The 26,854-nt window shown below is 68.0% G+C and carries 25 protein-coding genes and 1 pseudogene; 22 read left to right on the top strand and 4 right to left on the bottom strand.

Annotated elements, in window-relative coordinates:
- Complete coding sequence (locus OG272_RS21215; protein WP_405894474.1) at positions 1-864, bottom strand: MBL fold metallo-hydrolase; 864 nt, start codon at positions 862-864, stop codon at positions 1-3.
- A gap of 222 nt (positions 865-1,086) precedes the next feature.
- Between OG272_RS21215 and OG272_RS21210 the strand changes: the two genes are divergently transcribed.
- The 15 genes from OG272_RS21210 (at position 1,087) to OG272_RS21140 (ending at position 17,645) form a co-directional block, all read left to right on the top strand.
- A complete protein-coding gene (locus OG272_RS21210) occupies positions 1,087-1,719 on the top strand; it encodes a TetR/AcrR family transcriptional regulator (protein ID WP_405894473.1) in 633 nt (210 codons plus the stop codon).
- A 363-nt stretch (positions 1,720-2,082) separates the two neighbouring features.
- Positions 2,083-3,279, top strand: coding sequence for an ABC transporter substrate-binding protein (locus OG272_RS21205; RefSeq protein ID WP_405894472.1), 1,197 nt, complete (start codon positions 2,083-2,085; stop codon positions 3,277-3,279).
- Positions 3,276-4,049, top strand: coding sequence for an ABC transporter ATP-binding protein (locus OG272_RS21200; RefSeq protein WP_405894471.1), 774 nt, complete (start codon positions 3,276-3,278; stop codon positions 4,047-4,049). The genes OG272_RS21205 and OG272_RS21200 overlap by 4 nt, the downstream gene beginning before the upstream one ends.
- Entirely contained in the window at positions 4,046-4,948 is a 903-nt protein-coding gene (locus tag OG272_RS21195; protein ID WP_405894470.1) for an ABC transporter ATP-binding protein, read from the top strand. Before OG272_RS21200 ends, OG272_RS21195 begins: the two co-directional genes overlap by 4 nt.
- Positions 4,945-5,805 (top strand): branched-chain amino acid ABC transporter permease, encoded by an 861-nt coding sequence (locus tag OG272_RS21190; protein WP_405894468.1) that lies wholly within the window; start codon positions 4,945-4,947, stop codon positions 5,803-5,805. The genes OG272_RS21195 and OG272_RS21190 overlap by 4 nt, the downstream gene beginning before the upstream one ends.
- Before the next feature lie 118 nt (positions 5,806-5,923).
- On the top strand, positions 5,924-7,015 hold the full coding sequence (locus tag OG272_RS21185; protein WP_405894467.1) for a branched-chain amino acid ABC transporter permease: 1,092 nt from the start codon (positions 5,924-5,926) through the stop codon (positions 7,013-7,015).
- A 734-nt stretch (positions 7,016-7,749) separates the two neighbouring features.
- A complete protein-coding gene (locus tag OG272_RS21180) occupies positions 7,750-8,121 on the top strand; it encodes a DUF1330 domain-containing protein (RefSeq protein WP_405894465.1) in 372 nt (123 codons plus the stop codon).
- 655 nt (positions 8,122-8,776) lie between these two features.
- Positions 8,777-10,096 (top strand): group II intron reverse transcriptase/maturase, encoded by a 1,320-nt coding sequence (gene ltrA / locus OG272_RS21175; protein ID WP_405894463.1) that lies wholly within the window; start codon positions 8,777-8,779, stop codon positions 10,094-10,096.
- A gap of 732 nt (positions 10,097-10,828) precedes the next feature.
- Positions 10,829-11,398: a TetR/AcrR family transcriptional regulator gene (locus tag OG272_RS21170; protein ID WP_405894461.1), complete on the top strand. Its 570-nt coding sequence runs from the start codon at positions 10,829-10,831 to the stop codon at positions 11,396-11,398.
- A gap of 543 nt (positions 11,399-11,941) precedes the next feature.
- Positions 11,942-12,169 (top strand): hypothetical protein, encoded by a 228-nt coding sequence (locus OG272_RS21165; protein WP_405894460.1) that lies wholly within the window; start codon positions 11,942-11,944, stop codon positions 12,167-12,169.
- A 33-nt stretch (positions 12,170-12,202) separates the two neighbouring features.
- Positions 12,203-12,904: an SDR family oxidoreductase gene (locus tag OG272_RS21160; RefSeq protein WP_405894458.1), complete on the top strand. Its 702-nt coding sequence runs from the start codon at positions 12,203-12,205 to the stop codon at positions 12,902-12,904.
- A gap of 110 nt (positions 12,905-13,014) precedes the next feature.
- Positions 13,015-13,893 (top strand): alpha/beta fold hydrolase, encoded by an 879-nt coding sequence (locus OG272_RS21155; RefSeq protein ID WP_405894456.1) that lies wholly within the window; start codon positions 13,015-13,017, stop codon positions 13,891-13,893.
- 325 nt (positions 13,894-14,218) lie between these two features.
- Entirely contained in the window at positions 14,219-14,683 is a 465-nt protein-coding gene (locus OG272_RS21150) for a winged helix-turn-helix transcriptional regulator (protein WP_405894454.1), read from the top strand.
- Positions 14,684-15,275: 592 nt separating this feature from the next.
- Positions 15,276-16,619: an SCP2 sterol-binding domain-containing protein gene (locus OG272_RS21145; protein ID WP_405894452.1), complete on the top strand. Its 1,344-nt coding sequence runs from the start codon at positions 15,276-15,278 to the stop codon at positions 16,617-16,619.
- Between the two features lie 63 nt (positions 16,620-16,682).
- The gene (locus tag OG272_RS21140; RefSeq protein WP_405894450.1) at positions 16,683-17,645 is read left to right on the top strand and encodes a PDR/VanB family oxidoreductase; all 963 of its coding nucleotides are present in this window, start codon (positions 16,683-16,685) and stop codon (positions 17,643-17,645) included.
- Between the two features lie 444 nt (positions 17,646-18,089).
- Here the strand turns inward: OG272_RS21140 and OG272_RS21135 are convergent, their stop codons facing one another.
- Positions 18,090-18,251, bottom strand: coding sequence for a hypothetical protein (locus OG272_RS21135; protein WP_405894448.1), 162 nt, complete (start codon positions 18,249-18,251; stop codon positions 18,090-18,092).
- Between OG272_RS21135 and OG272_RS21130 the strand changes: the two genes are divergently transcribed.
- The 3 genes and pseudogenes from OG272_RS21130 to OG272_RS21120 form a co-directional block, all read left to right on the top strand.
- A complete protein-coding gene (locus OG272_RS21130; protein ID WP_405894447.1) occupies positions 18,243-18,623 on the top strand; it encodes a hypothetical protein in 381 nt (126 codons plus the stop codon). The two genes, OG272_RS21135 and OG272_RS21130, sit on opposite strands and share 9 nt — an antisense overlap.
- 257 nt (positions 18,624-18,880) lie before the next feature.
- Positions 18,881-19,978, top strand: coding sequence for an NmrA family NAD(P)-binding protein (locus OG272_RS21125; protein WP_405894446.1), 1,098 nt, complete (start codon positions 18,881-18,883; stop codon positions 19,976-19,978).
- A 254-nt stretch (positions 19,979-20,232) separates the two neighbouring features.
- Positions 20,233-20,580, top strand: a pseudogene (locus OG272_RS21120) (IS5/IS1182 family transposase); the annotation flags it as partial.
- Positions 20,581-20,771: 191 nt separating this feature from the next.
- Here OG272_RS21120 and OG272_RS21115 read toward each other — a convergent pair.
- Together OG272_RS21115 and OG272_RS21110 are read right to left on the bottom strand one after the other, a co-directional pair.
- Positions 20,772-22,148, bottom strand: coding sequence for an IS1380 family transposase (locus OG272_RS21115; RefSeq protein WP_405894445.1), 1,377 nt, complete (start codon positions 22,146-22,148; stop codon positions 20,772-20,774).
- A gap of 238 nt (positions 22,149-22,386) precedes the next feature.
- Positions 22,387-23,232, bottom strand: coding sequence for a TetR/AcrR family transcriptional regulator (locus OG272_RS21110; protein WP_405894443.1), 846 nt, complete (start codon positions 23,230-23,232; stop codon positions 22,387-22,389).
- Here OG272_RS21110 and OG272_RS21105 point away from each other — a divergent pair.
- The 4 genes from OG272_RS21105 (at position 23,215) to OG272_RS21090 (ending at position 26,802) form a co-directional block, all read left to right on the top strand.
- Complete coding sequence (locus OG272_RS21105; protein WP_405894441.1) at positions 23,215-24,360, top strand: oxygenase MpaB family protein; 1,146 nt, start codon at positions 23,215-23,217, stop codon at positions 24,358-24,360. The two genes, OG272_RS21110 and OG272_RS21105, sit on opposite strands and share 18 nt — an antisense overlap.
- Before the next feature lie 104 nt (positions 24,361-24,464).
- On the top strand, positions 24,465-25,937 hold the full coding sequence (locus OG272_RS21100) for an aldehyde dehydrogenase family protein (protein WP_405894440.1): 1,473 nt from the start codon (positions 24,465-24,467) through the stop codon (positions 25,935-25,937).
- Positions 25,938-25,992: 55 nt separating this feature from the next.
- Complete coding sequence (locus tag OG272_RS21095) at positions 25,993-26,205, top strand: maleylpyruvate isomerase N-terminal domain-containing protein (RefSeq protein ID WP_405894438.1); 213 nt, start codon at positions 25,993-25,995, stop codon at positions 26,203-26,205.
- Between the two features lie 471 nt (positions 26,206-26,676).
- Positions 26,677-26,802, top strand: coding sequence for a hypothetical protein (locus OG272_RS21090; protein ID WP_405894437.1), 126 nt, complete (start codon positions 26,677-26,679; stop codon positions 26,800-26,802).
- The last annotated feature ends 52 nt before the right edge of the window (positions 26,803-26,854 follow it).

Raw genomic sequence — 26,854 nt, 5'->3', positions numbered from 1 at the left:
TCAGAGGCCGGGGCAGGGGCAGGCGAGGCCGGCCATGCGGTCGAACAATTGGGGGCCGTCGAGCGGGGGCAGTGAGGGGTCGAGCTCGCGGTAGACGGTATGCACGTTGACGGCGAGGCGTTCGCTCTCGTCGAGGTCGGCGAAGCGTCCGAGGCTGATGTCGCGTCCGGCCGCCTCGGCGGGCATGCCCGCGTTGAAGCGGGCGGTGGTCTGTTCGTGGACGTACGACAGGTAGTCGCGGACGGTGCGGACCGAATCCTTCGTGGTGACCGGGCCGTGTCCGGGCACGATGATGTCCACGTCGAGGCTGAGGAGCAGGTCGCAGGCGGCGAGCCAGTTGGCGAACGGGCCGTGCCATATGACGGGTGTGGAACCGGCGAAGACGATGTCTCCGGTGTAGACGGTCCGGGCCCGCGGGACATGGACGATCGTGTCCCCGGCGCTGTGTGCGGGGCCCACGTCGATCAGACGGACCTCCGTCCCGCCGATGTCCAGGACCGTCTCGCCGTCGAAGACCCGGTGCGGAAGCAGGGGCTGGATGCCGGAGTAGTCGAAGCGGCCGAAGATCCGGCGGGCGAACCGTCCCGCGACGGTTTCCGCGCTGGTGAACGCGCGCATCTCGGCCGGGCCCACCTGCCGCATGTCGGTCAGCGTTCCGCGGGCCGCGATGATCTCGGCGTGGTCCACGAGTTGGTTGCCGAACCAGTGGTCGCCGTTGCCGTGGGTGTTGACCACGGTCGAGATGGGCGCGGCGTCGGTCACCGGCGCCAGCCCGTCGAGCATGGCCCGGGTGAGGCGCAGGTCGTAGAGGGTGTCGACGAGCAGGGACTCGCCCCGGCCGGTGACCAGCCCGGCGTTGCTCATTCCCCATCCGGCCGTACCCGCTACCCACGCATGACAGCCATGGCCGAGGTCGATCCGGCCGGCTGGGGAAAGTACGGAAGTCACGCTGCCTCCTCCACGTCCCGAAGCGGCAAAGTCGAGACTGAGATCCATTGATGGACTGGAGTCCATTCATGGGGCGTAATCTAAAGAGGTGGCCCGGGGAGGGTCAATACCTGTGTGCGCCTGTGCTGTACTGGGCCCATGACGATCTCTGAGGCGGGGGGCGCACCCGCACAGGACGCCCCACCCCTCGGGCGGCGCGAGCGGAAGCGGCAGCAGGTGCGTGACCAGCTCTACAGCGCCGCGGTGGGGCTGTTCGTCGCCCAGGGCTACGAGGCGACGACCATGGAGCAGATCGCCGAGTCGGCCGACGTCGCCCGAGCCACCGTCTTCAACCACTTCTCGCAGAAGGTCGGCTTCCTGGAGGAGTGGGGCGTCCGCCGCCGAGCCCGGGTCGCGGCCATCCTCGGCCAGGAGCACGCCGAGGACCTGCCGGTCGGCGACCGGCTGCGCCGCTACCTGGGAGAGATGGCCGACCTCAACGTCGCCTCCCGTGCGGAGACCACTGTCCTGATGGACGCCTCCGCACGCTTCGGCCGCCTGCTGCAGGACCCCTCCCTGGAAACCGAACTCACGAAGATCGTCGAGGAGGGGCGGCAGCGCGGAGAGATCCGGTCGCAGGTCGACCCCGACCAGGCCGGCGCCCTGCTCGCGTCCTGCTACTTCTCCTCGGTCCTGCGCTGGATCCGCGAGGAGCCGCCGCCGTTCGACCTGCCCGGCCGCCTCGACGGGGCGCTCGACATCATCCTGCTGGGCATCCTCGCGCACCCCTGACCGGAGCGGAGGAACGGGGGAGCGCCGCCGAGGCGCATGGCCGCTGCTCCCGCCGGGTGGTGCGGTCGTCGGTGTCCCGCCGATGGCGGGCGGCGACCTCGCCGGGCTCGCCGCCGGCCCTGCGGCGCCACCGTCTCGCCCTGGCGTCGGCAGACTTGAGAGCAGAGTTGGACTTGAGTCCAAGAATCTTCGCTTGAAGTGTTGACGGTCATGTGGTCGCGGCTTATGTTCAACCCGTCGATCGGGTAGCAAGCCGCGAAAGCCCGCAAAACGACTCTCCCCGCTTCATTCGTGCACGCCGGTTTCCTCCGGATGCGTGCCTCTTCCTTCATGCCGTTCCCGCTCCGTAACCGGGAGGTTCCCGTGCGCCCTCGTACCCCCCTTGCCGCTCTCGCCGCCGGTCTGGCGCTCGCCGTCACAGCGTGCGGAGGGGGTTCCTCCGGGTCCTCCTCCGCTGATGACGGCCCGATCGAGATCGGCATGATCACCTCGCTCACCGGTCAGCTCCAGACCCTCGGTACCGAGGGCCGCAAGGCCGCGGAACTGGCGGTCGAGCAGATCAACAAGGACGGCGGGGTCCTCGGACGGAAGCTGGAGCTGACGGTCAAGGACGACAAGAGCCTGCCCGACCAGTCCGTACTGGCCTTCAACGCGTTCAAGGACCAGGGCGTGACCGCGGTCCTCGGCTCACCGTCCGCTGGGTCGGCGCTGGCCACGGTGCCCGCGGTGGACCGGGCGGAGATCCCGTACGTCTCCCTGTCTCCGGCCGATGAGCAGGTGGCGCCCGTCCACCCCTACGTCTTCGTCGTACCGGCCCTGGCCTCCGACTACGCCGAGAGGCTGTTGCAGTACTACAAGTCGGAGGGCGTCACCAAGCTGGCCGTGGCCTACGACACCAAGACCGCGTATCCGACCGCCGGCTACAAGGCGATGAAGGCGAAGGCCGAGAAGTACGGCATCAAGATCGTCGCCACCGAGGAGATCCAGAGCACCGCCTCCGACTTCAGCGCCGTCTTCACACACGTCAAGGGCACCGACGCCCAGGCGCTCGCGGTATGGGTGACCGGCCCCGCCTCCGTCGTCCTCACCAAGCAGTACGCCGCCTCGGGACTGGACATCCCGATCGCTTTCACCGGTTCTCAGGCCAGCAAGCTGTGGCTCGACCCGGCCGGCAAGGCCGCCGAGGGCGCCATCGTCGCCAGTTCCATCGGCCTGGTCGGCGACACGCTCCCGGACGGAGCCCAGAAGAAGGCCATCGAGGCCGTCAACAAGCCGTTTACGCAGAAGTACAACTACCCGCCGCCGCAGTTCGCGCAGGACGGATACACCGGGGTCCAGCTGCTGGCCGCCGCCATCGAGAAGGCGAAGAGCACCGACCACGAGAAGATCCGGCAGGCGATGGAGGAGCTGACGCTCACCACCCCGAACGGCACCTACCGCTACAGCGCGAAGGACCACTCGGGCCTGTCCCCCGACTACATCTCGGTCAACGCCGTCACCGACGGCACGTTCGTGCCGACCGTCTGGTCGAAGAGCGAGTTGGAGAAGGTGGCCAAGTGACCGAGGCCCTGCTCAGGGTGAGCGGCCTGTCACGGTCGTTCGGCGGGGTGTACGCCGTGGACGGCGTCGACTTGACGGTGGACCGTGGGAGCACCCTCGGAATCATCGGCCCCAACGGGGCGGGCAAGTCGACCCTGTTCAACCTGGTCAGCGGTCAACTGCCCGCCGAGCGGGGCGAGATCCGACTCGACGGACGACGCATCGACCGGCTGCCGCCCCATCACAGAGCCCGCCTGGGGATCGCCATCGTCTTCCAGGGCGCCCGCACCTTCCACGGGATGAGCGTGCTGGAGAACGCGATGGTCGGCGCCCACGCCACCACCGGCGCCGGGTTCGCGGCAGCCGCACTCAGGCTGCCGCGCCACCGCCGGGAGGAACGCCTGATCGCCGAGCGGGCACGCGAGGCGGTACGGCGGGTCGGGCTCGCGGCCTGGGCGGACCGCCCCGCGGAGCTGCTGCCGCTCGGGCAGCAGCGCGCGCTCCAGGTCGCCCGCGCCCTGTGCGGGCAACCCACCCTGCTGCTCCTCGACGAACCCGCCTCCGGACTGCGGGCCGCGGAGCGGGACCGGCTCGCCGACCTCATCGAGCAACTGCGCGCGGACGGACTCACCATCATGCTCGTCGAACACGACGTCGCCCTCGTCGGCCGCCTCGCCGACCGTGTCACCGTCTTGGACCTGGGCAAGGTCATCGCCGAGGGCACACCGGACGAGATACGTACCGACCCGCGGGTCGTCACCGCGTATCTCGGCACGGAGGCGGCCGCATGAGCGCATCGCAACCGTCCCCGAGCGATGTCGTCGAGGTGCGCGACCTGGTGGTCCGCTACGGCGCGGCGACCGCCCTCGACAGCGTCTCGCTGCGTGTCGCGCCCGGTGAGATGGTCGCCCTCGTCGGCCCCAACGGAGCCGGCAAGTCCACCCTGGTCAACACCCTGACCGGGATCCTGACACCGGCCTCCGGCAGCGTGGAGGTACGGGCCAGGATCGCCCAGGTACCCGAGGGACGGCAGATGTTCGGCGACCTCACCGTCGACGACAACCTACGCCTGGGCGCCTGGCAGCTGCGCGGACGCGGCCAGAGCCGCCGTAAGCAGCGTGACACCTCATGGGTGTACGAGCTCCTTCCTGACCTGGTGCGGGTACGCGACCGGAAGGCGGGCGGGCTGTCGGGAGGCCAGCAGCAGATGGTCGCCGTCGGACGCGCCCTGATGAGCCGGCCGGAGGTCCTCGTGATCGACGAACTGTCCCTCGGTCTCGCGCCCCTCATCGTCGCCGACCTCGCCGAGCACCTGACCGAGCTCAACCGGGAGCAGGGCACGGCCGTTGTGCTCATCGAGCAGAACGCGCGGCTCGCCCTGGACCTGTGCAGCCGCGCCTACGTCCTGGAAGCGGGACGGATCGCCGCGGAGGGCGACAGCGCCGAACTGGCCGCCAGCCCCGACATCGCCCGGGCCTACCTCGGCGAGGCCCAGGTACTCCCAGGCCCTCCGGACGCTCAGGACGACCAGGGTCCGGACGACCGGGGTTCGGACGACCCGGGTCCGCACGACCGGGCCACGGCCGACCCCGCACCCACGCCCGGCACCGCCAAGACCGCCCGGGGCAACCAGGACACCGCCGTCCAGGCCGTCCAGGCCGCGCAGGCCGCGACACGGGAGGCGAAATGAGCGACTTCCTCGTCTACCTCATCACCGGACTGGGTACCGGCTGCGGCATCGCGCTGATCGGCAGCGGCCTGGTGCTCATCCACCGGGTGACGCGGGTGGTCAACTTCGCCCAGGGCACCTTCGCCGTCGTCGGGGCGCTGACCGCCATCTCGCTCCTCGACACCGGCCTCCCGCACGGGCTCGCCGAACTGCTCGGGGTCGCCGTCGCCGCCGTCGTGGGACTGCTCTTCGGCGTGATCGCCATCGGCCGGCGGGGCACCTCGCCGCAGGCCGCGCTGATGGTCACCCTGGGACTGGGCATTCTGGCGTACGCCGTGGAGGTCATGCTCTGGGGGGACCAGGGCCGGTCCTCCGAGGGGCTCTCCGGCGCCGTGACCGTGTTCGGCGCCCGGATCCAGACCCACTACCTGCTCATCATCGGCGTCACCATGGCCGTCTTCGCCGCGATGGCCACGCTGTTCGGCCGTACCGACGCCGGCAAGGCCCTCTCCGCGTGCTCCTCCAACCCGTACGCCGCCCGCGTCGTCGGGATCTCCGTCACCCGCATGGGGCTGATCGCCTTCGCCATTGGCGGCGCTCTCGGCGGTCTGGCCGGCGTTCTGCTGGCGCCCCTGAACTCGATGGCCTTCGACTCCGACGTGGCGCTGATCATCAACGGCTTCGCGGCGGCGGTCGTCGGGTCCATGCATCACATCGGCCGCACCCTTGCCGGTGCGCTGTTCCTCGGAGTGGCCGAAGCGATGGTCGCGGGCTATGGAAGCGCCACGTACCAGACCGTGGTGGCGCTGGGTCTGGTCCTGGCGCTGATGATCGGGCAGGCGGCCCGTACCCACAGCGTCGTGGCGGAGGCCGGATGACGCCTCATCAGTCCTCTGTGGGACGCCCGCTGCCCTCCGCGTACACCGGGCGTATGCACGCATGGGTCACCCCGTCCGTGCTCGATCCGTATCAGCCGCACCAGAAAGGCAGCACGACATGAGCGCCGTCACCTCCGGCCGTGACCGGGCCACCTCCCAGTCCTCCGGCGGTGCGGGGGACACCGAGTCGTCGGACGCCCGGGGGCCACTCGGCGCCCGTTTCGCCGGCCGGGGAAGGCGGGCCGGCCTCGTCGCGGCCGGCGCGGCGGTGGCCGTGACCCTCGCCCTGCCTCCGATGCTGACCGCCGGCCAGCTCTCGGTGTACATCCTGCTCGCCCTGTCCGCCATGGTCACCGTGGGGCTGAGCCTGCTCATGGGGTACGCGGGCCAGGTCTCCATCGGCCAGGCGTCGTTCTACGCCATCGGCGCCTACGCGGCCGGCCTGCTGGGCGTCCACGGCACGCCGCCGCTGCTGGCGCTGGCCGCGGCACCACTGATCGCCGCCCTGTTCGCCGCCGCCATCGGCGGACCGTTGCTGCGGCTGCGAGGGCACCACCTGGCCTTCGCCACCATCGCCCTGCAGCTCATCCTCATCTCCCTGCTCGGCGAGGCGGACTGGGCCGGTGGTTCGGTCGGTCTGCAGGGCATCCCGCGACTCTCCGCCGGAGGTACGGAACTCGGCGAGGACATCCACTACGCCTACCTGGCCTGGGCTGCCGTGGCCGCCACCGTCCTGGTCGCCCGTAACGTCGTCACCTCACGGGCCGGCCGCGGACTGCGCGCCCTGGCCACCAGCGAGACGGCGGCGAGCGCCAGCGGAGTGCCGGTGGCCCGCTACAAACTCGCCGTGTTCACCCTGGCCGCCGCGTTCGCCGGACTCGCCGGAGGGATCTACGCCTTCTTCATCGGCTACATCAATCCGGGGTCCTTCCCGGTCCTGCTGTCCATCCAGTTCCTGGTGATGGCCGTCGTCGGCGGGCTCGGCACCATCTGGGGCGCGCTCCTGGGCGCCACCGCGATCACCCTGATCGTGCAGTTCCTCAACGACCTGGGCTCCAGGCCGGGCATGCCCGCCAGCGCCCCCAGCATCCTCAACTACGCCGTGTACGCCGCCCTTCTCATCATCGTTGTGCTGTTCCTGCCGCGCGGCATCGTCCCCGCACTGCGCGACGCGTGGCAGCGCCGCATCGCGGGGCGAGCGTCCTCGTGATCCGTCGCGCTGAGTCTCCTCTACGCATGGGAAGGGAATCCGCTGCGGGCGGGTCCGAGACCGATCCCCGAACTGGCGCGATCGGCTTCGGATCGGCTGAGCCGGTCCTCCAGCAGCCGTAAGGGACGCGTTCAGGACGCAAGGACAGGAACAGACTGAGAAGGAGTGAGGAGTCTGACCCTTTTCACCCCCGCTGAACTGCGAAAACGTTACGGATGAGCACGGATCGGCAAGGGCCGCCAAGATCCTCAATGGACGCATAATCCGTCGGCCGTGGCTTCGAGTACCACCCGCCTCGCTGAGGGCCTGTTCTGCCCTACTTCCGACTCCTGCATATCGCTCCCTACCGATATGAGCGGCAGGCCGCTGATTCCTCGGCTACCGAGGTATGACATGCGTCGGGCTGGGCGCTGCCGCTCCTGCCAAACCAGCCACGAACAGCCAGTCCGCGCGGACATCGGGGCACACCGAACGGCGCCCTTCTACTCGGACTTGCGGGTGAAAACCGATCGGTTTACGATGAGGGGGATCGATCAGTTCTCGTCGCGGAGGCGGGCAGGGCCAGCCCATCGCTAGGAGTGCGGATGGCTTCCCCGTGCGACGCCGAAGGGCAGCATGCCGAGATTCCCGCGACCTCAGTCTCCATCCAACAATTTCGGCGTTCTGCTGCCGGTGCCCCGCGCCCGCCCAGAGCAGCAAACACCAGTTTCCTGAGACCGAAGAGGGTATTGGCAATGAGTGTGAATGCGCAGAAGAAGAAGTTTTACGCCCTGAATATGTTTGACGTGGTCGACGTGGAGAAGTACCTCGCGTATTTCAGCCGTCTGCCCGAAGTTGCTCCGAAATATGGTGGTCGAATGGTGGCGTTTGGCCGTTTCCGGGACAGCGTAGCCGGTGACCTCGCACCACGGCAGGTTCTGTTTCTCGTTGAATGGGAGTCCGAGGAGGCGTTCAACAGCTTCCGGGACGATCCGGACTTGGCCGACTTGCATCCGCTGCGGGAGAACGGGACGGCGTCCTATATCTGGCAGACGTTCGATGGTTCCGATATGAGCAACCCCGCCGACGTTTCGATTGACGATGTACTGGCGGTGCTCAAGCCTTAACCTCGGCATTTCGCGCGCCCAGCAGACTCGGAGGTCTTCGTGACGTAGTAGATCTTGAGTCGTAAGCTCGTTGTCGCCTGCCGGTGGAAGTCCGGTCCGGGTAGCTGCCAGGAGGCCCGGTAGCAGACTGGCGGCGTCGGGGGGAAACGCCCGGCGTCGAAGCCCAGTGTCGAAAGCCCTGTAAGGGGGAGCAAAGCAGCGGTCCGTAGCATCACGCGAAGCCTGCGGCGTCGTTAGAGGCCCGCCTTTTGGGGCGGGGACAGGGAGTGCCGAGCCCCCGAAATCAGGGCGAAGGCCATGGAAGCGGCGAAGATCCTGGAGATGCAGCCGTGAGGGACTCCCCGGCGTATGGGGCATGGAACGTTGCGACGGTGACAGCGGGAACTGGGGAGGCCCTCCCCGGCCCGGCGGCCTGCGGACAGCTGCCGCCGGAAGCTGCGCGTCCTATAACCGGGTGCACCCCGGGAAGTGGACGCGAGTCGGGTGGGCGTCGGAGGCGGCCGTAGTACCGCGATGAGCCGGCGGACAACACAACCGCCGGCCAGGGAAGGGCCGCTGCTTCGTCGATGCGCAGTCTGTCTGGAGGGGCTTGGTGAGTGCCGTTTCGGCTAGTTCCGCCACGTCGGGATCCCTGAAGCTGGATCCGGTCCGAGCCTTGCAGCATGCGCTCTACCGGGCGGCCAAGGCCGATCCCGGACGGCGGTTCCACGCGCTGGGGGACAAGATCCACCGCAGGGACGTCCTGCGGCGCGCGTGGGCAACGGTGCGTCGGAACAATGGCGCGCCGGGCATTGACGCCACCACTCTCGCTCAGGTCGAGGAGTACGGCATCGACCGGCTCCTTGATGAATTGGCCGTGGAACTCAAGGAAGGCTGCTGGCGGCCGCTGCCCGCGCGCCGGGTGTTCATCCCGAAACCCGGCACGACCGCGGAACAGAGACCGCTGTCGATCCCTTCCGTCCGCGACCGGATCGTGCAGGCGGCGCTGAAGATCGTGCTCGAGCCGGTCTTCGAGGCCGACATGCTCCCGTGCTCGTTTGGGTTCAGGCCCAGGCGCGGGGCGCACGATGCCCTCCAAGTCTTGATCGATGAGGCATGGCGGGGCAGGCGCTGGGTGGTGGAGACGGATATCGCCAACTGTTTCGAGGCGATTCCGCATGAGAAGTTGATGCAGGCGGTCGAGGAACGCGTCTGCGACCGGTCGGTCCTCAAACTCCTGCGCGTAATGCTGCGGGCCGGGGTGATGGAGGACGGGCAGGTCCGGCGGCCGGTGACCGGAACCCCACAAGGCGGTGTGGTTTCACCGTTGATGGCGAACGTCTATCTGCACCGGCTGGACCGGGCATGGGACGTGCGTCGTCATGGGGTCCTGGTCCGTTATGCCGACGATGCCGTGGTGATGTGCACTACCCGCGAGCAGGCCGAGGCTGCCCTTGGGCAGCTGAAGGTCCTGCTGGCCGAACTCGGCCTGGAGCCGAAGGCGGCCAAGACCAGGATTGTGCACCTGCAGGTCGGAGGCGAGGGAGTGGACTTCCTCGGTTTCCACCACCGATGGGTCACGTCCCGGCCTCGCGGCGGGCGGCATCCGATCGCCTTCCTCGCTCGCTGGCCCTCGGACAGGGCGGTGCAGCATGCTCGTGACCGGATCCGTGAACTCACGGAGCGGCGCAGGATGTTGCGGCCGGTCAAAGTGATCGTGGAGGACGTGAACGCGTTCCTACGCGGATGGGCCGCGTATTTCCGGTTCGGGAACTCGGCCCATCGGTTTGACCAGATCAGCTCGTACGCACGGATGCGGATCGGCGGGTTCATCGCCAAGAAGCACCGGCGCAGCCGGAAGTTCGGCTGGTCGGTGGTCGCCCACGCGGCCTCCGGCTCGTTGGGGCTGGTCACCCTGCACGGGACCGTCGTTGCACCCAGACCCTTTCGGGACTGGCGGGGCAGGCCGAATGCCGGTGGTGAACGGCGTCGGTGAGCCGTGTGCGGGAGAACCGCACGCACGGTTCGATGCGGCGGGGGCTGGAAACGGAGCGTACGTACTACGCCACCGCGCCAGCCCCCGACCCTACATGACGGCTCGTCAGTGCGACTGGCGGGCCGTTTCGGCTTGTTGGGCTGATGGCGGGCAGCGTGAGGGCCCTGCTGTCGCGTGGGGTGCCCGCCGGGTTCCACAGCTGCGGTGCGGTTGTGCTGCTCGCAGGGAAGGGAACGTTCTGGTCAGTCGGGGTTCGGCAGGGCTTCGAGCCGGGCCAGGGTCTCGGTGATCACACGGTTCCACGGCCAGTGGTGGGCGAGGCGGAGGATGCGGCGGTGGCCGGTGGTGACCAGCCGGGGGCGGTGGAGAACGGCCGTAGGCAGAGCTTGCTACCGCTTCCTCGCGGAGTCCGAGCCGCTGCGGCGGATCACCGGCGGTGTCCGCTCGATCGTCTGCAACGGCGTCCAGGGGACGCGGGCCTGGACCGGGGCCGGGTGAGGACGACCGTCGGCCTCATCGCGGCCGCACGCTTCGGCTTATGGAGTGACGGGCTGGTTCCGGCCGACAGGGGCGGAGGCGCATCCCCGACGAGGCGAAGCCCGAGAAGACCGCCCCGGCGTAGCGGAACCGTACTCACCTGCCCGCTCGCCGCGGGTGGTGCCAACGTAGTCCCGGCAAAACATCGAAAACCGATCGGTTTCCATTTCGTCCACATCGAGTTAACCTCGCAGTATGACCACCGTAGTGAAGCCAAGTACCAGAGAGCGGCTGCTGGAGGCAGCGGCCACGCTCACCTACCGAGATGGTGTCGGCATCGGCATCGACGCCCTGTGCAAGGCGGCCGGAGTGTCGAAGCGCTCCATGTACCAGCTGTTCGAGAGCAAGGATGAACTGCTGGCGGCAAGCCTGGAGGAACGCGCCTCCGCCTTCGTGGCCGGGCTCCTGCCGCCGGCGGACGACGGCCGTTCACCCCGCGAGCGGATCCTGAACGTCTTCGAGCAGCTGGAGTCGCAGTCGGGTGCGCCCGAGTTCCAAGGCTGCCGGTACCTGGCTGTCCAGGTTGAGCTCAAGGATCAGAGCCACCCTGCGAGCCGGGTGGCCCACCGGATCAAGGCGAACCTGACGGGTTTCCTCCGTGCCGAGGCCGAGAAGGGTGGCGCGAGTGATCCCGACCTGCTGGCCCGGCAGCTGATCCTGGTCTTCGACGGCGCAAGCGCCCGCGCGGGGATCGGTGCCGACAGACTGACGGGGCTCATCGCGCCCACAGTGGCTACCCTGCTCGACACGGCAGGCATGCGCTGACGTATCGCGCCTGGGGCTGCTTGGGCGCGGTGATCAGGACGTGGTGGGAGGGTTCGCTGCGGGCGCGGTCCAAGTGGCGGCTGATGACGAGGCGCTGGATCGCCCCGCGTGTCGTGGTTGGGACCAGGGTCCTGACGACCGTGGTTGCCGCGCGGCGGCTTCTGTCGGAAGCGTCTCTGCGAAAGAGCCGGTCGGAGCCTTGTCATGCGTCTTGCTCATCACTGAGGTCTGGGGCGACGAGGCCGGCGTCGGCAAGGGTCGGGTCACCTCCGAGTTCGCCGCGTTCCCGGGCCTGATACCCACCAGGGTTCATCTCTGCCGGCCCCGGAATCCAGAAGCAGAAGGGCTGGTTGAGCGGGCCAACGGCTATCTGGAGACCTCCTTCCTGCCGGGCCGTTACTTCACCGGCCCCGACGAGCCGGCGTGTCCACCGCACTTTGGGGATCCGCCCGAGCGGCCGGTGGGAGGCGGATCGGGCCGGGACGCTCGCACTGCCGCCCGTTGACCCGCCGTCCTGGTGGCGGTTCGGGATCCGTCTGGGACGTGATCACTGCGTCCGCGTCGACACGTGGCGACGACTCCGTCGACCCCGCGGTGATCGGCGGGATGGTGACCGTGCTCTGCAACAACGTCGAGGTCATCATCCTGGCCCAGGGCGGCGAGATCGTGGCCGCCATCCCTGCTGCTGGGCCCGCCACCGGACTCTCACCGACCCGCATCAGTTCCTGCTTGCACTTGCGCTCGAAAACCGATCGGTTTACCTTGGTGTGAAACTGATCGGTTTCTCAATCTGTGGAGACAGTCATGACCGCTTTGAAGGACGCGAACGTCTTCGTCACCGGTGGCAGCCGGGGCATCGGCAAGGCGCTGGTGGAGGAGCTGTACGCGCGCGGCGCCGCCAAGGTCTACGCCACGGCCCGCGACCCGCGCAGCGTGACGCACCCCGACGCCGTCCCGGTGGCACTGGAGGTCACCGACCCGGCGTCCGTGGCGGCGGCCGCCGCACAGGTGCAAGACGTCACCGTGCTGATCAACAACGCCGGCGCCTCGGTCGGCGCGTCCTTCCTCGACTCCCCGGTCGACGACGTGCGCCGGGAGTTCGAGACCAACTTCTACGGCCCGCTGCTTCTCGCCCGGGCCTTCGTGCCGGTCATCGAACGCAACGGCGGCGGTCACCTCCTCAACGTGCACTCCGTGCTCTCCTGGATCGCGCTCGGCGGCTCCTACAGTGCCTCCAAGGCCGCCCTGTGGTCGCAGACCAACTCCCTGCGCCTGGAACTGCAGCCGCGCGGCATCTCCGTCACCGGACTGCACGTGGGATACGTCGACACCGACCTGGCGGCCGGCGTCGACGCACCCAAGTCCGACCCGCGTGACGTTGCCGCACTCGCCCTCGACGGCGTCGAGTCGGGAGCGTACGAGGTGCTCGCCGACGACATCTCGCGGCAGGTCAAGGCGGGCCTGGCCGGGGATCTGGCCGGCCTGTACCCGCAGCTGGCCAAGTAGGTCGCGGGCCACGGCGGGGGCTGTGGGTCGCACGCCATCGGCGTCACCTCTCCCTGCCCGACCCACACCCGAATCACCCATCCGCAGTTCACACGCCAGGAGTTGGCGAGATGCCCATCCAGGAGTCACGTCCCACGATCCACATTCCGGGGACCACCAGCCACACCCTCGCCCCGCGTGCGGGACGCCACAGCCGTGAGGGAACGCTGCGCTACCTCAAGGCGGGCACCGGAGCCCCCCTGGTTCTGCTGCACACTCTGCGCACGCAGGCCGAGCACTTCCGCTTCCTCATTCCGATGATCTCGCATCAGTACACCGTGTACGCCCTCGATCTGCCCGGAATGGGCTACTCCGAGATCGTGCCCGGCGCCTCGTACGAAGAGCCGGCGCTGCGCGCGGGCGTCGAGCGGCTCCTGACCGAACTCGACCTCTACGACGTGACGTTGGTCGGGGAGTCGTTGGGCGGGGTGCTCGCCCTGACCACCGCGGCCGACCTGCCGGAGCGGGTACGGCGCGTCGTCGCGGTGAACGCGTACGACTACCGCGACGGCATCGCCCGCTCCAGTGTCCTCGCGCGCGCGGTGATCGGCGGGATCATCGCTCCTGGGGTGGGCCCGTTGATCGCCCAGCAGGAGCCCAAGCCCGTCCTGCGCAGAATCCTGCAGGGCGGCGTGGGTGACAAGACCGCTTTTCGGGAGGACTACCTGGACGAGCTCCTCCAGTCAGGCAGGCGTCCCGGCTTCCCGACCGTCGCCCGCGCTCTGTACCGGAACATGCCCAGCCTCATCGCGGCCCGCGCGCGCTACCCCGAGGTCAAGGCCCCCGTCCACCTCGTCTACGGCGAGCACGACTGGTCCCGGCCCTCGGACCGCGAGGCCAACAAGAAGCTGCTGCCCGCCGCCGATTTCACACAGGTGCCGGGAGCGCACCACTTCATCGCACTGGAGAGGCCGGAGGTGGTAGCCGACCTGTTGAACGCGGTGGCGTGACCGCCCCAACAGTGCCGTGGCCACTCCCGTCCCGTTCGGGGGTGGAGCGGGATGAATGTCGACTCCACGATGTCGCGCAACGGCGTCGTGGTGGGTGAGGGAGGGGTACTTGGCGGTGATGCCGATGGAGTGGGCGATGTTCAGGCTCAGCTGCGTGACGCACCGGACCCGGGGAGACGCCGGCACCGGTGACCCGACGCGGGCGCTGACCTTCCGTGGACTCGCCGGTCACGGACCGCGCCGCTGCGCTCCCGCCTGCCCGAGGGCGAGCGACCTCACTCCTCGAAGCTGTCAGTTGCTTGACGCAACGTGCTAAATTCGCAGCATGCTGGGCCGAACATACGACAGTCAAGTGTGCTCCATCGCCAGGACTCTGGAGGTTGTGGGCGAGCGCTGGACCTTGCTGATCATTCGCGACGCGCTGCTTGGCCTGCGCCGGTTCGAGGAGTTCCAGGACAGTCTCGGTATCGCCCGCAATGTACTCACCAACCGCCTCTCCCAGCTGGTCGACGACGGGATGCTGGATCGGGTCTGTTACCAGGAGCGGCCCGCCCGCTATGAGTACCAGCCGACGAGCAAGGCCAAGGGCTTGCTCACCGCGTTGCTTTCCTTGATGCACTGGGGCGATGAGCACGCCGAGGATCCGGCCGGCCCTCCGCGGGTCACGAGCCATGCGGGATGCGGAGGCAGCGTTCGGGAACAGCTCGTGTGCACGCACTGCGGACAAGTGGTGGGCCCGGACACCGTTCATCTGCTTCCCGGCCCGGCGCTCACCAACTCGCCGGCCTGACATCCGAGATATTCCTCGACGGACTCGCCGCCACCAGCTGGGGTGCGTACCGAGTCGCGATCAGGGGTGGCCAGCGTGAGGTCTGTTCCACATCATCACGGCGCGCGGTTGACGCTCAACGATGATCCTCTCTTTGGAGAGATCTGCATCGCGACCGACGGGCGGGCCACCCCCGCTTTCCGCTTGCTCAGTACGCGTCATCACCAGTTCGACCGTCGTCCGGACCGATGCAAGGGCGGCTGACGGGCCGGCCGACCCGCTCTCTGCTCAGGCAGGGTTGAACTGCCCGCTGTCGGTGATCCGTCTCTCCACTTCGACATCCCGCGCCCGACTGCTTCGCCGACGCCGCGGCAAGCCGGCCTTCCGTCCTCCGTAGCAGGAGCGGTGGTGGACGGCCGACCAGATGACGAACTCCCGCGGTATCTCCCACGTTTGCCTGCCGGTGTGAACCATCGGAGCCCACCCTCCTGTCGCTGTAGTAGCTGCTAGCAGCACGGCTCGACCCTGAGTTGCTTCACGAAACTCGCGCAGCTAGGGTCCGAGTTGCTTCATGAAACTTGAAAGTATCCCCGCCCCCGTGAGGTGACGCTCGATGGCCAGGAACAAGCTCGAAGACCATCCCACCGTCGTCCAAGCCCGCCGGCGTGACCGCACCGCCGCCCGGCCCGCCGAGCCGCTGGATGCGTCGTGGCTGCGCCAGCTGTGTCTCGACGCGGGCGCGGACGACGTCGGCTTCGTCGAGATCGACCGGCCGGACATCGCCGACCAGCGAGAGGACCTGGACGCCGCGCTGCCGGGTGTCCGGACGTTGATCAGCATCGTGTCCCGAATGAACCGGGAGAACATCCGCACTCCTGCGCGCTCGGTCGCCAACCTGGAGTTCCATCACACCGGTGACGAATCCAACGAGGTCGGCCGGCACGTGGTGGGCGAGCTGGAAGCGGTGGGCGTGCGCGCCATCAACCCCGCGATGGGTTTTCCGATGGAGATGGACAAGTTCCCCAGGAAGGCGTGGGTCGTCTCGCACAAGCCGGTCGCCGTGGCGGCGGGGCTCGGCAAGATGGGTATCCACCGCAACGTCATCCACCCGAAATTCGGCAACTTCATCCTGCTGGGCACGATCCTGATCGACGCCGAGGTCAGCGAATACACCCGGCCCATCGAGTACAACCCCTGCCTGGAATGCAAGCTGTGCGTGACGGCCTGCCCGACCGGGGCGATCGCCTCCGACGGTCACTTCAACTTCTCCGCCTGCTACACGCACAACTACCGCGAGTTCATGGGTGGCTTCGGCGACTGGGCCGAACAGGTCGCCGAAAGCCGTAACGCCCACGACTACCGTGCGCGAGTGAGCGACAGCGAGAACGCCTCGATGTGGCAGAGCCTGTCCTTCGGCGCCAACTACAAAGCGGCCTACTGCATGTCGGTCTGCCCGGCCGGCGAGGACGTCATAGGCCCCTGGCTGGACGATCGCAAGGCACATCTGACCCAGGTCGTGCGCCCACTGATGGACAAGGAAGAGACCGTCTACGTCGTCCCGGGTTCCGACGCCGAGCAGCACGTGGCCGACCGGTTCCCGAACAAGCGCACGAAGCATGTGGCGATGAGCCTGCGAGCGAACAGCATCGACGGTCTGGTGGAAGGCCTGCCGCTGATCTTTCAGCGCGAACAGGCCAAGGACATGTCCGCCACCTACCACTTCACCTTCACCGGTGACGAGTCCCGGCAGATCACCGTGACCATCCGCGACCGTGAACTCGAGGTCGCCGACGGACATCACGGTGAGCCGGATCTGAGGATCACCGCCGACACGCGGACCTGGCTGCGTTTCCTCAGCAAGCCTTCGCTGTTGGCGTGGGCACTGGTGCGGCGCCAGATCAAGCTGCAGGGATCCCCCCGACTGCTGCGCGACTTCGGCCGCTGCTTCCCGTCCTGATCGGCCAGAAGCCAGAAAAGAACGCACCACAGAATCATCACTGTGAGAACCGAAAGGCGGATCATGAGCACTCTCGGCGCCGAAGTCGAGTTCGACCTCGTGTTGGAACGCAAGGAAACGACGGCCGAAGGCGTCGTGCTGCTGACGTTCCGCGACCCGGAAGGCCGTCCACTGCCGGAATGGCAGCCCGGAGCCCACATCGACCTGATACTGCGAGCCGACCTGGTCCGGCAGTATTCACTGTGCGGGGACCCGGGAGACCGGTCCCGGTTTCAGGTCGCGGTGCTGCGTGAACCGGAAAGCCGCGGCGGGTCGAGTTACGTGCACGACGGCCTCACGCAAGGTGATTCGGTACGCGTCCGTGGGCCACGCAACCATTTTCCGCTCGTGAAGGCCAAAAAGTACGTGTTCATCGCGGGCGGAATCGGGATCACCCCGATCCTGCCCATGGTGGCAGCCGTCAACGCGACCCGCGCCGACTGGCGCCTCGTCTACGGGGGCCGCACCCGAGCCTCGATGGCGTTCGGTGAGACTCTGCAGCGGGCCTACGGAGACCGGGTGAACCTGCGGCCGCAGGATGAATACGGGCTGCTGGACCTGCCTTCGCTGCTCGGCAAGCCGCAGCGGAAGACAGCCGTCTACAGCTGCGGTCCGGAACCGCTGCTTGCGGCGGTCGAGGCCGGGTGCGAGAAGTGGCCGAGCGGATCTCTGCACCTGGAGCGCTTCGCCCCGAAGAAGGACGCCACCGCCGGGCCGCAGAGCAGCTTCGAGGTCGAGCTGGCCCGGTCCGGCAAGAAGCTGCTGGTCTCTGAGGACATATCCATTCTTGAGGCCGTCGAAGGTGCCGGTGTGCCGGTGATGACGTCGTGCGAGGAGGGAATCTGCGGAACCTGCGAGACGAAGGTGCTGTCCGGGGAGATCGACCACCGCGACTCGGTCCTGGACGCCCAGGAGCGCGCCGCAGGCGACACCATGATGATCTGCGTCTCCCGGGCCAAGGGCAACCGCCTGGTCATCGACCTCTGATCCACTTCGGGAGCAGATGACCGGGCCGCGCAGCCGGTCCTGTGGGTGGTCGGGCGTTGACGGTTCGCCTCAGGTCGGATCGCACGAACACAGTGAAGTGCGCCATGACCGCGAGGAAGACGTGGGCGGGGGCTCCTGCTGTCCACGGCCACCGGCTCCCCGGACCGGGCCTTCAGCCGTCAGGTCGGCGAGACCACCTGGGCAGACCGCGCAGATGATGAGTCGGATCGTCGCCGCAGTCGACGCGATGCGCACATTCAAGGGAGTCAGCAGGCGTGCGCCGAGCCGGGCCAGAGCCTCCTGCGGAGCATTGCACCCGCCTGCACCACCGCCGTGATCGACCACATCTCCCGGAAGGGCCCAGACTGCTGCGCGTCGTGCGGGAGGCCGCTCCCGGTCACGTTCTCCTCAACAGCACGCTCGCGAAGCGGCCCTTGAACGGCGCTACGGGCCGGAGCGGCCCCCCTTGGGGGTCCTGGCGGCGGAGACCAAGCCGTTCTTGACCTCTTCGGTCTCGAAGAGCGGGACGGCGAGGTCGAACAGATAATGGTCGGCGGCCGGGATGCCGCCCGTGGCCCACGCGTGCAGCAACGCCTTGTGCACCACGTGCGCCCGGTGGGGCCTTCGGCCATCCTGCGGGCGGAAGGACTCGGCTTCGCAGCGCAGTTCGTCGTCGGGGACGACGCGGTTGATGACCACTGCCTCGGGATGTACGAGGCGGGCGCGTGGATCGCCCGGGCCGTCCCGAAACCGCTCCTGGTTATTACTGAGGCCGCCGAGACGGTGATTCCCGCCAACATCCAGCCGGCCGCATACGAGCGGGCGCTTCCCCCGAAGAAGCTGGTGATGCTGCCCGGCGGGCACTTCGACGCCTGCGCTGAAGGGTTTACCGCGCCGCGACGGCGGGGGCGCCGCCGGTGGACAGGCCCTTCGGCTTCCGCAACGCCGACCATCGACGCCTGCGCACGTGGTGCGTGACCCACGCGCCGAGCCCGCAAGGGCCTTTGCACCGCTCGGCTGTGAAGAACCGGACCCCCGAGCGCTTGCCGCCTGGAAACCGATCGGTGTACGGTTGGCGTGAAACCGATCGGTTTCCGAAGCGCTTGTGACCCACGGGCATCGGCGCAGCGCCAGTCGGTCGGAGTCGTTGATCGCCAAGCTCATGCAGGGATCAGTCCCGAGCGCGCCGCACCCGGCGCGTGCTGATCTCCTGCGCACCTCTGGAGTCAAAAACCATGTCTTCTCATGCCACCTCCACCATCTTCGTTATCGGCGGTACAGGGGCCCAAGGGATGCCCATCGTCCGCGCTCTTGTCGCAGACAAGAAGTACTCCGTCCGGGTCCTCACCCGGGATGCCACCTCCCCGCGGGCCCAGGAACTCCTCGCGCTCGGCAACGTCTCCATCCTCGAAGGGTCATTCGCCGACGAGGACGTGCTGCGCGAAGGGTTTCGCAGCTGCGACGGGGCGTTCGTCAATATCGACGGGTTCAACACCGGTGAGAAAACCGAGACCTACTGGGCCTTCCGCAGTTATGAGATAGCGATCGAAGAAGGAATCAAGTTCTTCGTCTACGGAAACCTCGACTACGCCCTCAAGAAGTCAGGCTACGACTCCAGGTTCCGCACAGGCCACTATGACGGCAAAGGCCGCATGGCCGAATGGGTACTGTTCCAGAACGAAAAGAACAGAGACCGGATGGGAGCGGCGGTCTTCACGTCAGGTCCCTACATCGAGATGGTGATCTCGCCGCTCACGCCCATGACGCCCAGCATCGAGGACGGTGTCGTCACGTGGCGAGTCCCGCTGGGCGAGGGAGCCGTTCCGCACGTGGCTCTCGAAGACTGCGGATTCTATGTCCGCTGGCTCTTCGACCACCCGGAGCGGGCCAATGGCATGGACCTCGAAGTCGCCATCGAGCACATGACCTATGCCGATATGGCGGCGGCGTTCGAGAAGGTCACCGGGCATCCGGCGCAGTACATCGACACCGATCTGGAAACATATTGGAACAGTCCGGACCTGAAGAATGTTGCTGATCATCCTGCCGGATACAATGCCGACCCTAACGACAAGAGCACGATGAGCTTCCGCGACAATTTCACGGGCTTCTGGAATGTGTGGAAGCACGGAATCATCACCAGGGACTACGCCCTGCTAGACGAAATCCACCCCAACAGGGTCCGAAGCGCTGAGGAGTGGTTCCGCCGCGAAGACCAGTCGGGCAGGGAACTCGGCAAGGGAAGTCTCTGGGAGAGGGTCCAGCCGGAGAACTGGAGCATGGACTCCGCGGTCCTCAAGAGCAGCGCGGATTTCCGAACGGGCAAGTTGTAGACGGACGCGATCGGCGCCGCCTACGGCCCGTCCAACACGGTCAGGACGGGCGATCGGGCGTTCCGGCAGGGGAGTGCTTCAGATCCTCATGCGCCCCCCATCAGTTCATTTGAAGTAACTGAGCCTTTTCAGACGGGCCACTGATCGGCTGACGGGCCGACGTCCGCAACGCCCGAGGCTCCTGGGCCGTTGAGAGAGGTGTTCGGCGTCTCAACTCATCAGCGCAGGAGCCTCGTTGGTTCCCTAATCCGTTAGCAAAGAAAATCATCGGACGCAAGCGGCACATCGTCACCGACACGCTCGGCCTCCTGCTCCTGGGCCGACAACGGCTACATGACCAAAGCCATCGAACGCCGCCGAGATCGGCATCGACCTGGAAATCGTCCAGCGTGATCCCGCCCTCCGCGGCTTTCGCGTCCAGCCCCGCCGCTGGGTCATCGAACGCACCTGGCTGGCTCATGCACCACCGCCGCCTGGCCCGCGACTACGAAACCCACCCGCACCGATCAGCCGCCATGATTCAGCTCGCCGCCATCAACCTCATGACCCGCCGCCTCACTCATGAAGCCACCCCGAACTGGCGCGACAGTCAAACCAAATGAAACGGACAAGCAAGAACCAAACACTCACTAACCTCGGCATTTCATGACGGCTCGTCAGTTCAACTGGCGGGCCGTTTCGGCTTGTTGGGCTGATGGTGGGCAGTGCGAGGGCCCGGCTGTCGCGTCGGGTGGGCGCCGGGTTCCACGGCTCCGGAGGGGTGGTGCTGCTCGCAGGGAAGGGAACGCGCTGGTCAGCCGGGTTTCGGCAGCGCTTCGAGCCGGGTCAGGGCCTCGGTGATCACACCGTTCCACGGCCAGTGGTGGGCGAGGCGGAGGATGCGCCGGCGGCCGGTGGTGACCAAGTGGGCAGCGGTGGAGAACAGCCGCAACCGTAGGCGGCGAGGCTCCCAGAGCCGGGGCTTGCCGGTCAGGGCGAGCATCGGCATCCAGGCGAGCAGGTCCAGGGCGATCTGGACGATCTCCAGCCAGATCCGGTTCTGCGCCATGTCGTGAAGCGGGAGATTACGCAGGCCGGTGGCGCGGGCGGCCCGGATGCGGTCTTCGGCACGGGCGCGCTGGCGGTGACGCAGTTCCAGCGCGGCGATCGGGACGTTCTTGGTGTTGGTGGCGAAGCAGGTCAAGCGCATGCCGTCGGCATCGGTGAAGCGCAGCTGGGCGCCGGGGTGCGGGCGTTCCCTGCGGACGATCAGCCGCATCCCTTCGGGCCAGCCCTTCAGGCAGTCTCCGTCGAGTTCGGCCACCCAGGCGCCGTCGCGGATCTGGCCGCCGTGTTCGACGGCCACCGTCCAGGCCGATGCGGGAACCTTCAAGACGGTCTGATGGATGGCGTCGGTGATCGTCATGCCGACCGAGTAGGACAGCCACCGGCCCCGCGCGGACAGCCAGTTGACGAACTCGTGGGTGCCTCCGCCCGAGTCGGTGCGGATGAGCGTCCGCCGTCCACGGCGGTACTTCTTCGGCAACTGCCTCAGGGCGAGTCCGGCCGCTTCGATGTGATCTGCAGCGGTATCGCTCCCCGCGTTGCCCGGCCGCAGCAGACCGGCCACGGGTTCGCCGGACCCGCCCTGGCCGTGGTCGACGAACCCCAACAGCGGGTGGTGCCCGAAGGTCTTCTTCCAGGTCGCGGCTGCATCCTGCTTCTCGGAGTGTGCGATGACCAGCACCCCGTCCAGGTCCACGGTCACTTGACCGTCGGCATCCGGAGCTGCCTGACCGGCCAACGTCCAGACCCGTTCACGTACTTCGGCCCGGGCAGTACGGATCGCCGTCAGGGCCCGATTCCCGCCCGACGCGAGGGTGTCGATCAACCGGGAGACCGTCGGATCGGAGGCCACCGGCCCGAACACCGCAGGCTCGGCCCGAAGCATGCCCACATCCGCCAGGCAGTCCCCGCCCAGCGCGACCGCGAGCGCCACATCCAGCAGGACCTTGCCCGGATCATGCACCGCCCGCGGCTTGCGCCACGGCGCCAACGCCGCCGATACCGCCCTGTCCAGGCCGGTCTTGCGGATCGTCTCCACCAGCAACACACCGCCGGCCTGGGAGACCACCCCGCGACCCCCACCTTCGGTACGGACACGCGGGTAGGACCCGATACGCTTCTTCATCTGGAGAGTGCTTCTTTCACGCGACGACCTGGACCCTAGACAAGTCCCATCGTTGCAGGTCAGGAGCACTCTCCGCGTTTCTGATCACCTACCGGACGCCCCGCCACGTGAAAGCGCGAGGCTAATCCCGCTGGGTCAACGACTGATGGGCGCAGATGCGCAGCGTCCGCGTCCTCGAAGGACGCGGACATCAACTACCCGACGAGGCTCGTCAGTTCACGACGTTCTGCCGGGCTCCTCAACCGTCCGCTGGTTCGGCAGCGGCACGGGCGTGCATGAGGAGAGCCTCGGTGCCGTACAGGAAGACCTCGATGCTCCAGTCGAGTTGCCGCCTGTCGTAGGTATCGACTCCGCGCTCGACGATCCGGGCAAGGTTTTCGAACATCTGCTGGCCGCGTCCCTCGACCGCTTCGCGCGTCAGGCGCGGCCGGATGCGTTCGCCGCCGCGTGAGACGAACAGGGCGTCGCGGGCGTAGGCCCAGCAGATGTTGGTCAGCAGGGCGAGGGAGCGCACCGTGGTCTCGTCGTCGAGGCCCGCTTCTGTGAGCTTCCTGGCGATGGCCTCGGCCGGCTCGGCGAACTGCGTGTAGAGCGAGCCGTCCGGCATGAGGTGTTCGGCGAGGGCGTCGGCGGCGATCACGCTGTCGGCAAACGCGACCGCGTAGATGCGGCACGCCTCCTGCCATGAGGCGTCCACCGGGATGTCGACGGCCGATGAGCCCTGCGAGAACGCATCCAGGGCCACCAGCCTCAGCAGGGACTCCCGGTCGCTGACGTGATGGTTCACGGCCTTCCGGTCGACGCCGAGCTTGTCGGCGACAGCCTGCATGGTCAGTGCGTCAGCGTCGATGGACCGGGCCGCTTCGATGATGCGCGCCAGGTTGAGTCCCGCCCTGCTCCCGCGCGCCCTCCTGCCATCGGAAGGATTCCGTTCTGCGGTATTCACGACTTTTGTCTCCTGAGCGTCCGAGGGGTTGACGAGGCGCGCATCCGAGCTTAGCTTGCAGAACAGCGGTAATTCCCGGCCGGGAATTAAGGGCTGGGAACCGAACGAAGGAGTTCGAGCATGAGCACGGTCGTCCAAGGTCAGAGCGGCAAGCCGGCCAAAAGGAAGATCACACGGGAGGACCTCCTGGGCACCGAGCGGCGCTGGCGGCGCTTCGGTGAGCCGACGCCGGCCGGCGGTTCGCTGAACGAGGACGGCACGCCCGACTACGGTCTCTTCGGGCCCGGCAGCGTCGTCTGGGAGGTCCTCCTGCACCCGGCGACGGTCGTCCTTCTCAACGCCGCCCAGGGTGCGGTCCAGACGAAGGGCTACAACCCGATCAACGCGGGCCTTCGCGACCGCGATCCGGTGGTCCGCAAGGCGCGCGAGGGCACGTTGGACATGATGGACGTGTACGACCGGCTGTCGCGCAACTCGGGCATGCACGCCCCCATGTGGCTCGGCGACAGCAAGACCGCCAAGCTCATGTACAGGCACCTGCACAACATCCACAAAAGGGTGGCCGGCGACGTCATCGACACCGGTCGTCCCGAACTCGGAGGCTATGCGGCGAGCGAGCCCCGCGACGCCATGTGGGCTGCTCTGACAGAGATGCACCCGATGCTGCGGGTCTACGAGGCGTTCGCCTTCCGGGACGGCAAGCTGCCGCACCGCCTCTCTCCCGAGAAGCGCGACCAGTTCATCGCCGAGACGGCGGCGTACCTGCGGCTCGTGGGCGCCGACGAGGAGGAGATCCCGGCGAACATGGCGGAACTCGGCGCCCTCTACGAGAAGTACGCCGACCTCTTCGAGCCCAGCACGACGGTCAACACCATGCCGGACACAGGGCAGGACTGGGTCAAGCTGTCGATGGACACGGTGCTGAAGAACTTCCACATCTCACACCTGCGGGCGATGATCCCCTACCTGCTGCAGAGCACGCTGATCGAGCTGCCCGTCATGGGCGCGCTGCCGGCCAAGACCCGCCGCTCGATGGGACTGAGCCCGCGCAAGGACAAAGCCGCGGTCCGTGCGGCGAAGCTCTTCCTGCCGATCGCCTGGCTGATGCAGCAGGGCCCGTACGAGCGCTACATCCTGCGCCGTATGTGGGGCCCCGACAGCGTCCGGCTGCTCGAATCCGCCCGCCGACTGCACGAGCAGACCCTCGCCGAGCGCGCCATGGGTCAGCTGGCCAGTGACGTGACGGGCGCTTCGACCGCCGCGTGAAACGACGCGCCGACCCGAGTAAGCCGTACGCCCCGCGGACGGCAGCACGTCGGCGCCGCCGACCCCATTGAGCCGCACAGAGCCGCATCAAGGAGTACCTCCACATGTCCACCCTGAGTTCTGAGACAACCACCCCCGCGCCCGAGCACATCAGCCGCCAGGAACTGGACCGGCTCGTCGCCGTACAGCGAGAGGCCTTCCGCGCCGAGGGCGACCCGACCGCCGAAGTCAGGCGCCACCGGATCGACCGGCTGGTCCTCGCCATGCTCGACGCCGCCGACGACATCGCCGCGGCGCTCGCCGAGGACTACGGCCGCCGCCCCGGCACTCTGACCAAGGCGAGTGAGATCCTCGGCCTCGTCGAGGAGGCCCGGGTGCTGCGCCAGGGGCTGGAAGAGTGGATGAAGCCACTCCCGGTCGACGGCCCCATCCCGGCCTTCATCCAGCACAAGCCGCTGGGTGTCGTCGGCGTCGTCACCGCCTGGAACTTCCCCGTGGCCTTGGCGGTCCGCCCGGCGCTGGACGCCCTGGCCGCGGGAAACCGCGTGATCATGAAGTTCACGGACGTCCATGTGCGCACCGGCGAGGTCTTCGCCCAGGCTGTGGCCAAGTACCTCGGCGAGGATGAGGTCGCCGTCGTGTGCGGCGACATCAGGACCGCCCAGGAGTTCTCCGACCTGCCTCTCGACAAGATCATCTTCACCGGATCGCCAGCCGTGGGCCGACAGGTGGCCGCGGCCGCCGGGGCGAACCTCGTGCCCGTCACCCTGGAGCTGGGCGGGAAGAACCCCGTCGTCGTCGCTCCCGACGCCGACCTGGACATGGCCGCGCACCGCGTCGCGAGCACCCGGATGCTCAACGGCGGCCAGGTCTGCCTCTGCCCGGACTACGTCTTCGTACCCCGGCAGCACCTCGAGGAGTTCACCGCCTCCCTCCAGTCCGAGCTGGCCGGCTTCTTCCCGACCTACCTGGACAACCCGGCGGCCGTCTCCCTGGCCAACGAGCGCAACTTCGACCGGGTCCTGGGCCTCATCCAGGACGCGGAGGCGAAGGGCGCCCGGAAGATCACGGCCGTGGCCGAGGAACCGTCCCGCGACGCCCTGCTGATCCCGCCGACGCTGCTGCTCGACGTTCCGGCCGAGGCCCGGATCATGAGCGAGGAGGTGTTCGGGCCCGTGCTGTCGATCCACCCCTACGACGACGTCGCCGAGCCCCTCGACCACATCGCCGACCACCCGGCGCCACTGGCCGCGTACTGGTACGGCGAGGACGGCGACAGCTTCGACCGTTTCCTGAACAGCACCACCTCCGGCGGTGTCACCCGCAACGACGGCCTGCTGCACCACATGGTCGACGCTCCCTTCGGCGGGGTCGGCAACTCCGGCAGCGGCGCGTACGGCGGCAAGGCCGGCTTCGACGAGTTCACCCACCGCAGGCCGGTGGCCGCCCAGACGAGCCCTCGCGGCATCACCGACGACATGGTCGGCTCCGTCCTGCTGGCCACCGGAATGGAGTTCGGCATCGATCAGGCGATCAGCGGCGCGGCAGCGGAGATCCGCGAGCGGCTCGGGAGCTGAGGAGATCGAGCCCCCGCACCCCACCCCTGCCTACGCCGAACACCCGGAGAACGTCATGTCTTACGCAGGAGTCGAAGCCGACCGCGTACTCGTTCAGCATGCCCTGGCCCTGCTGGGCCGACTCACACCCCAGGAGTGGGCGAGCCCCAGTGCCCGCAAGGGCTGGAGCGTTCAGGATGTGGTCACTCACCTGGGCTATTCGTCCAGACGATCGCCGACCCGACCCTGGTCCTGCCGGTCAACCCCTCCGGCAAGGCCGAGAGCCTGAACGACCTGGCTGTCTCGGAGCGCCTTCACTGGAGCCCGGAGGAGACGCTCGCCTACTACGAGAAGCAGGCGTCGGCGGCGCTGCCCGTCCTCGCCGCGCTCCAGGAGCCGCCGGCAGCGGACACCCCTCTGATCATGGCCGAGCTGGGCGCGTACCCGATGAGCGCCCTCGCCGACGCCGTCGCCTTCGACCACCTGGTACACGTCGGCCTCGATCCCGCGGCACCGACCGGGCCTCTCGCGTAGCCCGGCCCTCCCCTGGACAAGGCCCGGCCGGCGCCCGCCCTGGACTGGATGACCACGGGCCTGCCACAGATGTGCGGAGCCGCCCTGGCACCCGTGCTGACCCGCGCCGTGCTGTTCCGCCTCGAAGGCCCGGGAGGACGCAGGTTCCTGCTCGCCCCCTCAGCGGACGCCCCCGCACCGATGGCGCTGATCCCCCCTCCAGGCGGACCCTACAGCCGCAGACACCGTGACCTCCTCCACCACGGACTTCCTCTCCTGGGCGACCACCCGCTCGCCGTGGCGAGACGCCGTCCGGCTCGACGGCGACGAGGCATACATGTCCCAGGTCCTGGACCGAATCGACGTGATCTGACCGGTCCAACCGGTCTGACCCGCCCCCACACACGCACCGCACGCACCCGCAG

The organism is Streptomyces sp. NBC_00104, from assembly GCF_045160825.1.
Taxonomy (GTDB): Bacteria; Actinomycetota; Actinomycetes; order Streptomycetales; family Streptomycetaceae; genus Streptomyces.
The sequence above is the reverse complement of the archived record's forward strand: the minus strand, read 5'-3'. Positions and strand labels throughout refer to the sequence as shown.

Bases quoted from the DNA above. Each gene is read 5' to 3' on its own strand.
- OG272_RS21215 (WP_405894474.1), bottom strand. From the start codon at position 864: ATGAGCAACGCCGGGCTGGTCACCGGCCGGGGCGAGTCCCTGCTCGTC.
- OG272_RS21210 (WP_405894473.1), top strand. From the start codon at position 1,087: ATGACGATCTCTGAGGCGGGGGGCGCACCCGCACAGGACGCCCCACCC.
- OG272_RS21195 (WP_405894470.1), top strand. From the start codon at position 4,046: ATGAGCGCATCGCAACCGTCCCCGAGCGATGTCGTCGAGGTGCGCGAC.
- OG272_RS21190 (WP_405894468.1), top strand. From the start codon at position 4,945: ATGAGCGACTTCCTCGTCTACCTCATCACCGGACTGGGTACCGGCTGC.
- OG272_RS21185 (WP_405894467.1), top strand. From the start codon at position 5,924: ATGAGCGCCGTCACCTCCGGCCGTGACCGGGCCACCTCCCAGTCCTCC.
- OG272_RS21180 (WP_405894465.1), top strand. From the start codon at position 7,750: ATGAGTGTGAATGCGCAGAAGAAGAAGTTTTACGCCCTGAATATGTTT.
- OG272_RS21170 (WP_405894461.1), top strand. From the start codon at position 10,829: ATGACCACCGTAGTGAAGCCAAGTACCAGAGAGCGGCTGCTGGAGGCA.
- OG272_RS21160 (WP_405894458.1), top strand. From the start codon at position 12,203: ATGACCGCTTTGAAGGACGCGAACGTCTTCGTCACCGGTGGCAGCCGG.
- OG272_RS21155 (WP_405894456.1), top strand. From the start codon at position 13,015: ATGCCCATCCAGGAGTCACGTCCCACGATCCACATTCCGGGGACCACC.
- OG272_RS21150 (WP_405894454.1), top strand. From the start codon at position 14,219: ATGCTGGGCCGAACATACGACAGTCAAGTGTGCTCCATCGCCAGGACT.
- OG272_RS21145 (WP_405894452.1), top strand. From the start codon at position 15,276: ATGGCCAGGAACAAGCTCGAAGACCATCCCACCGTCGTCCAAGCCCGC.
- OG272_RS21140 (WP_405894450.1), top strand. From the start codon at position 16,683: ATGAGCACTCTCGGCGCCGAAGTCGAGTTCGACCTCGTGTTGGAACGC.
- OG272_RS21125 (WP_405894446.1), top strand. From the start codon at position 18,881: ATGTCTTCTCATGCCACCTCCACCATCTTCGTTATCGGCGGTACAGGG.
- OG272_RS21115 (WP_405894445.1), bottom strand. From the start codon at position 22,148: ATGAAGAAGCGTATCGGGTCCTACCCGCGTGTCCGTACCGAAGGTGGG.
- OG272_RS21105 (WP_405894441.1), top strand. From the start codon at position 23,215: ATGAGCACGGTCGTCCAAGGTCAGAGCGGCAAGCCGGCCAAAAGGAAG.
- OG272_RS21100 (WP_405894440.1), top strand. From the start codon at position 24,465: ATGTCCACCCTGAGTTCTGAGACAACCACCCCCGCGCCCGAGCACATC.
- OG272_RS21095 (WP_405894438.1), top strand. From the start codon at position 25,993: ATGTCTTACGCAGGAGTCGAAGCCGACCGCGTACTCGTTCAGCATGCC.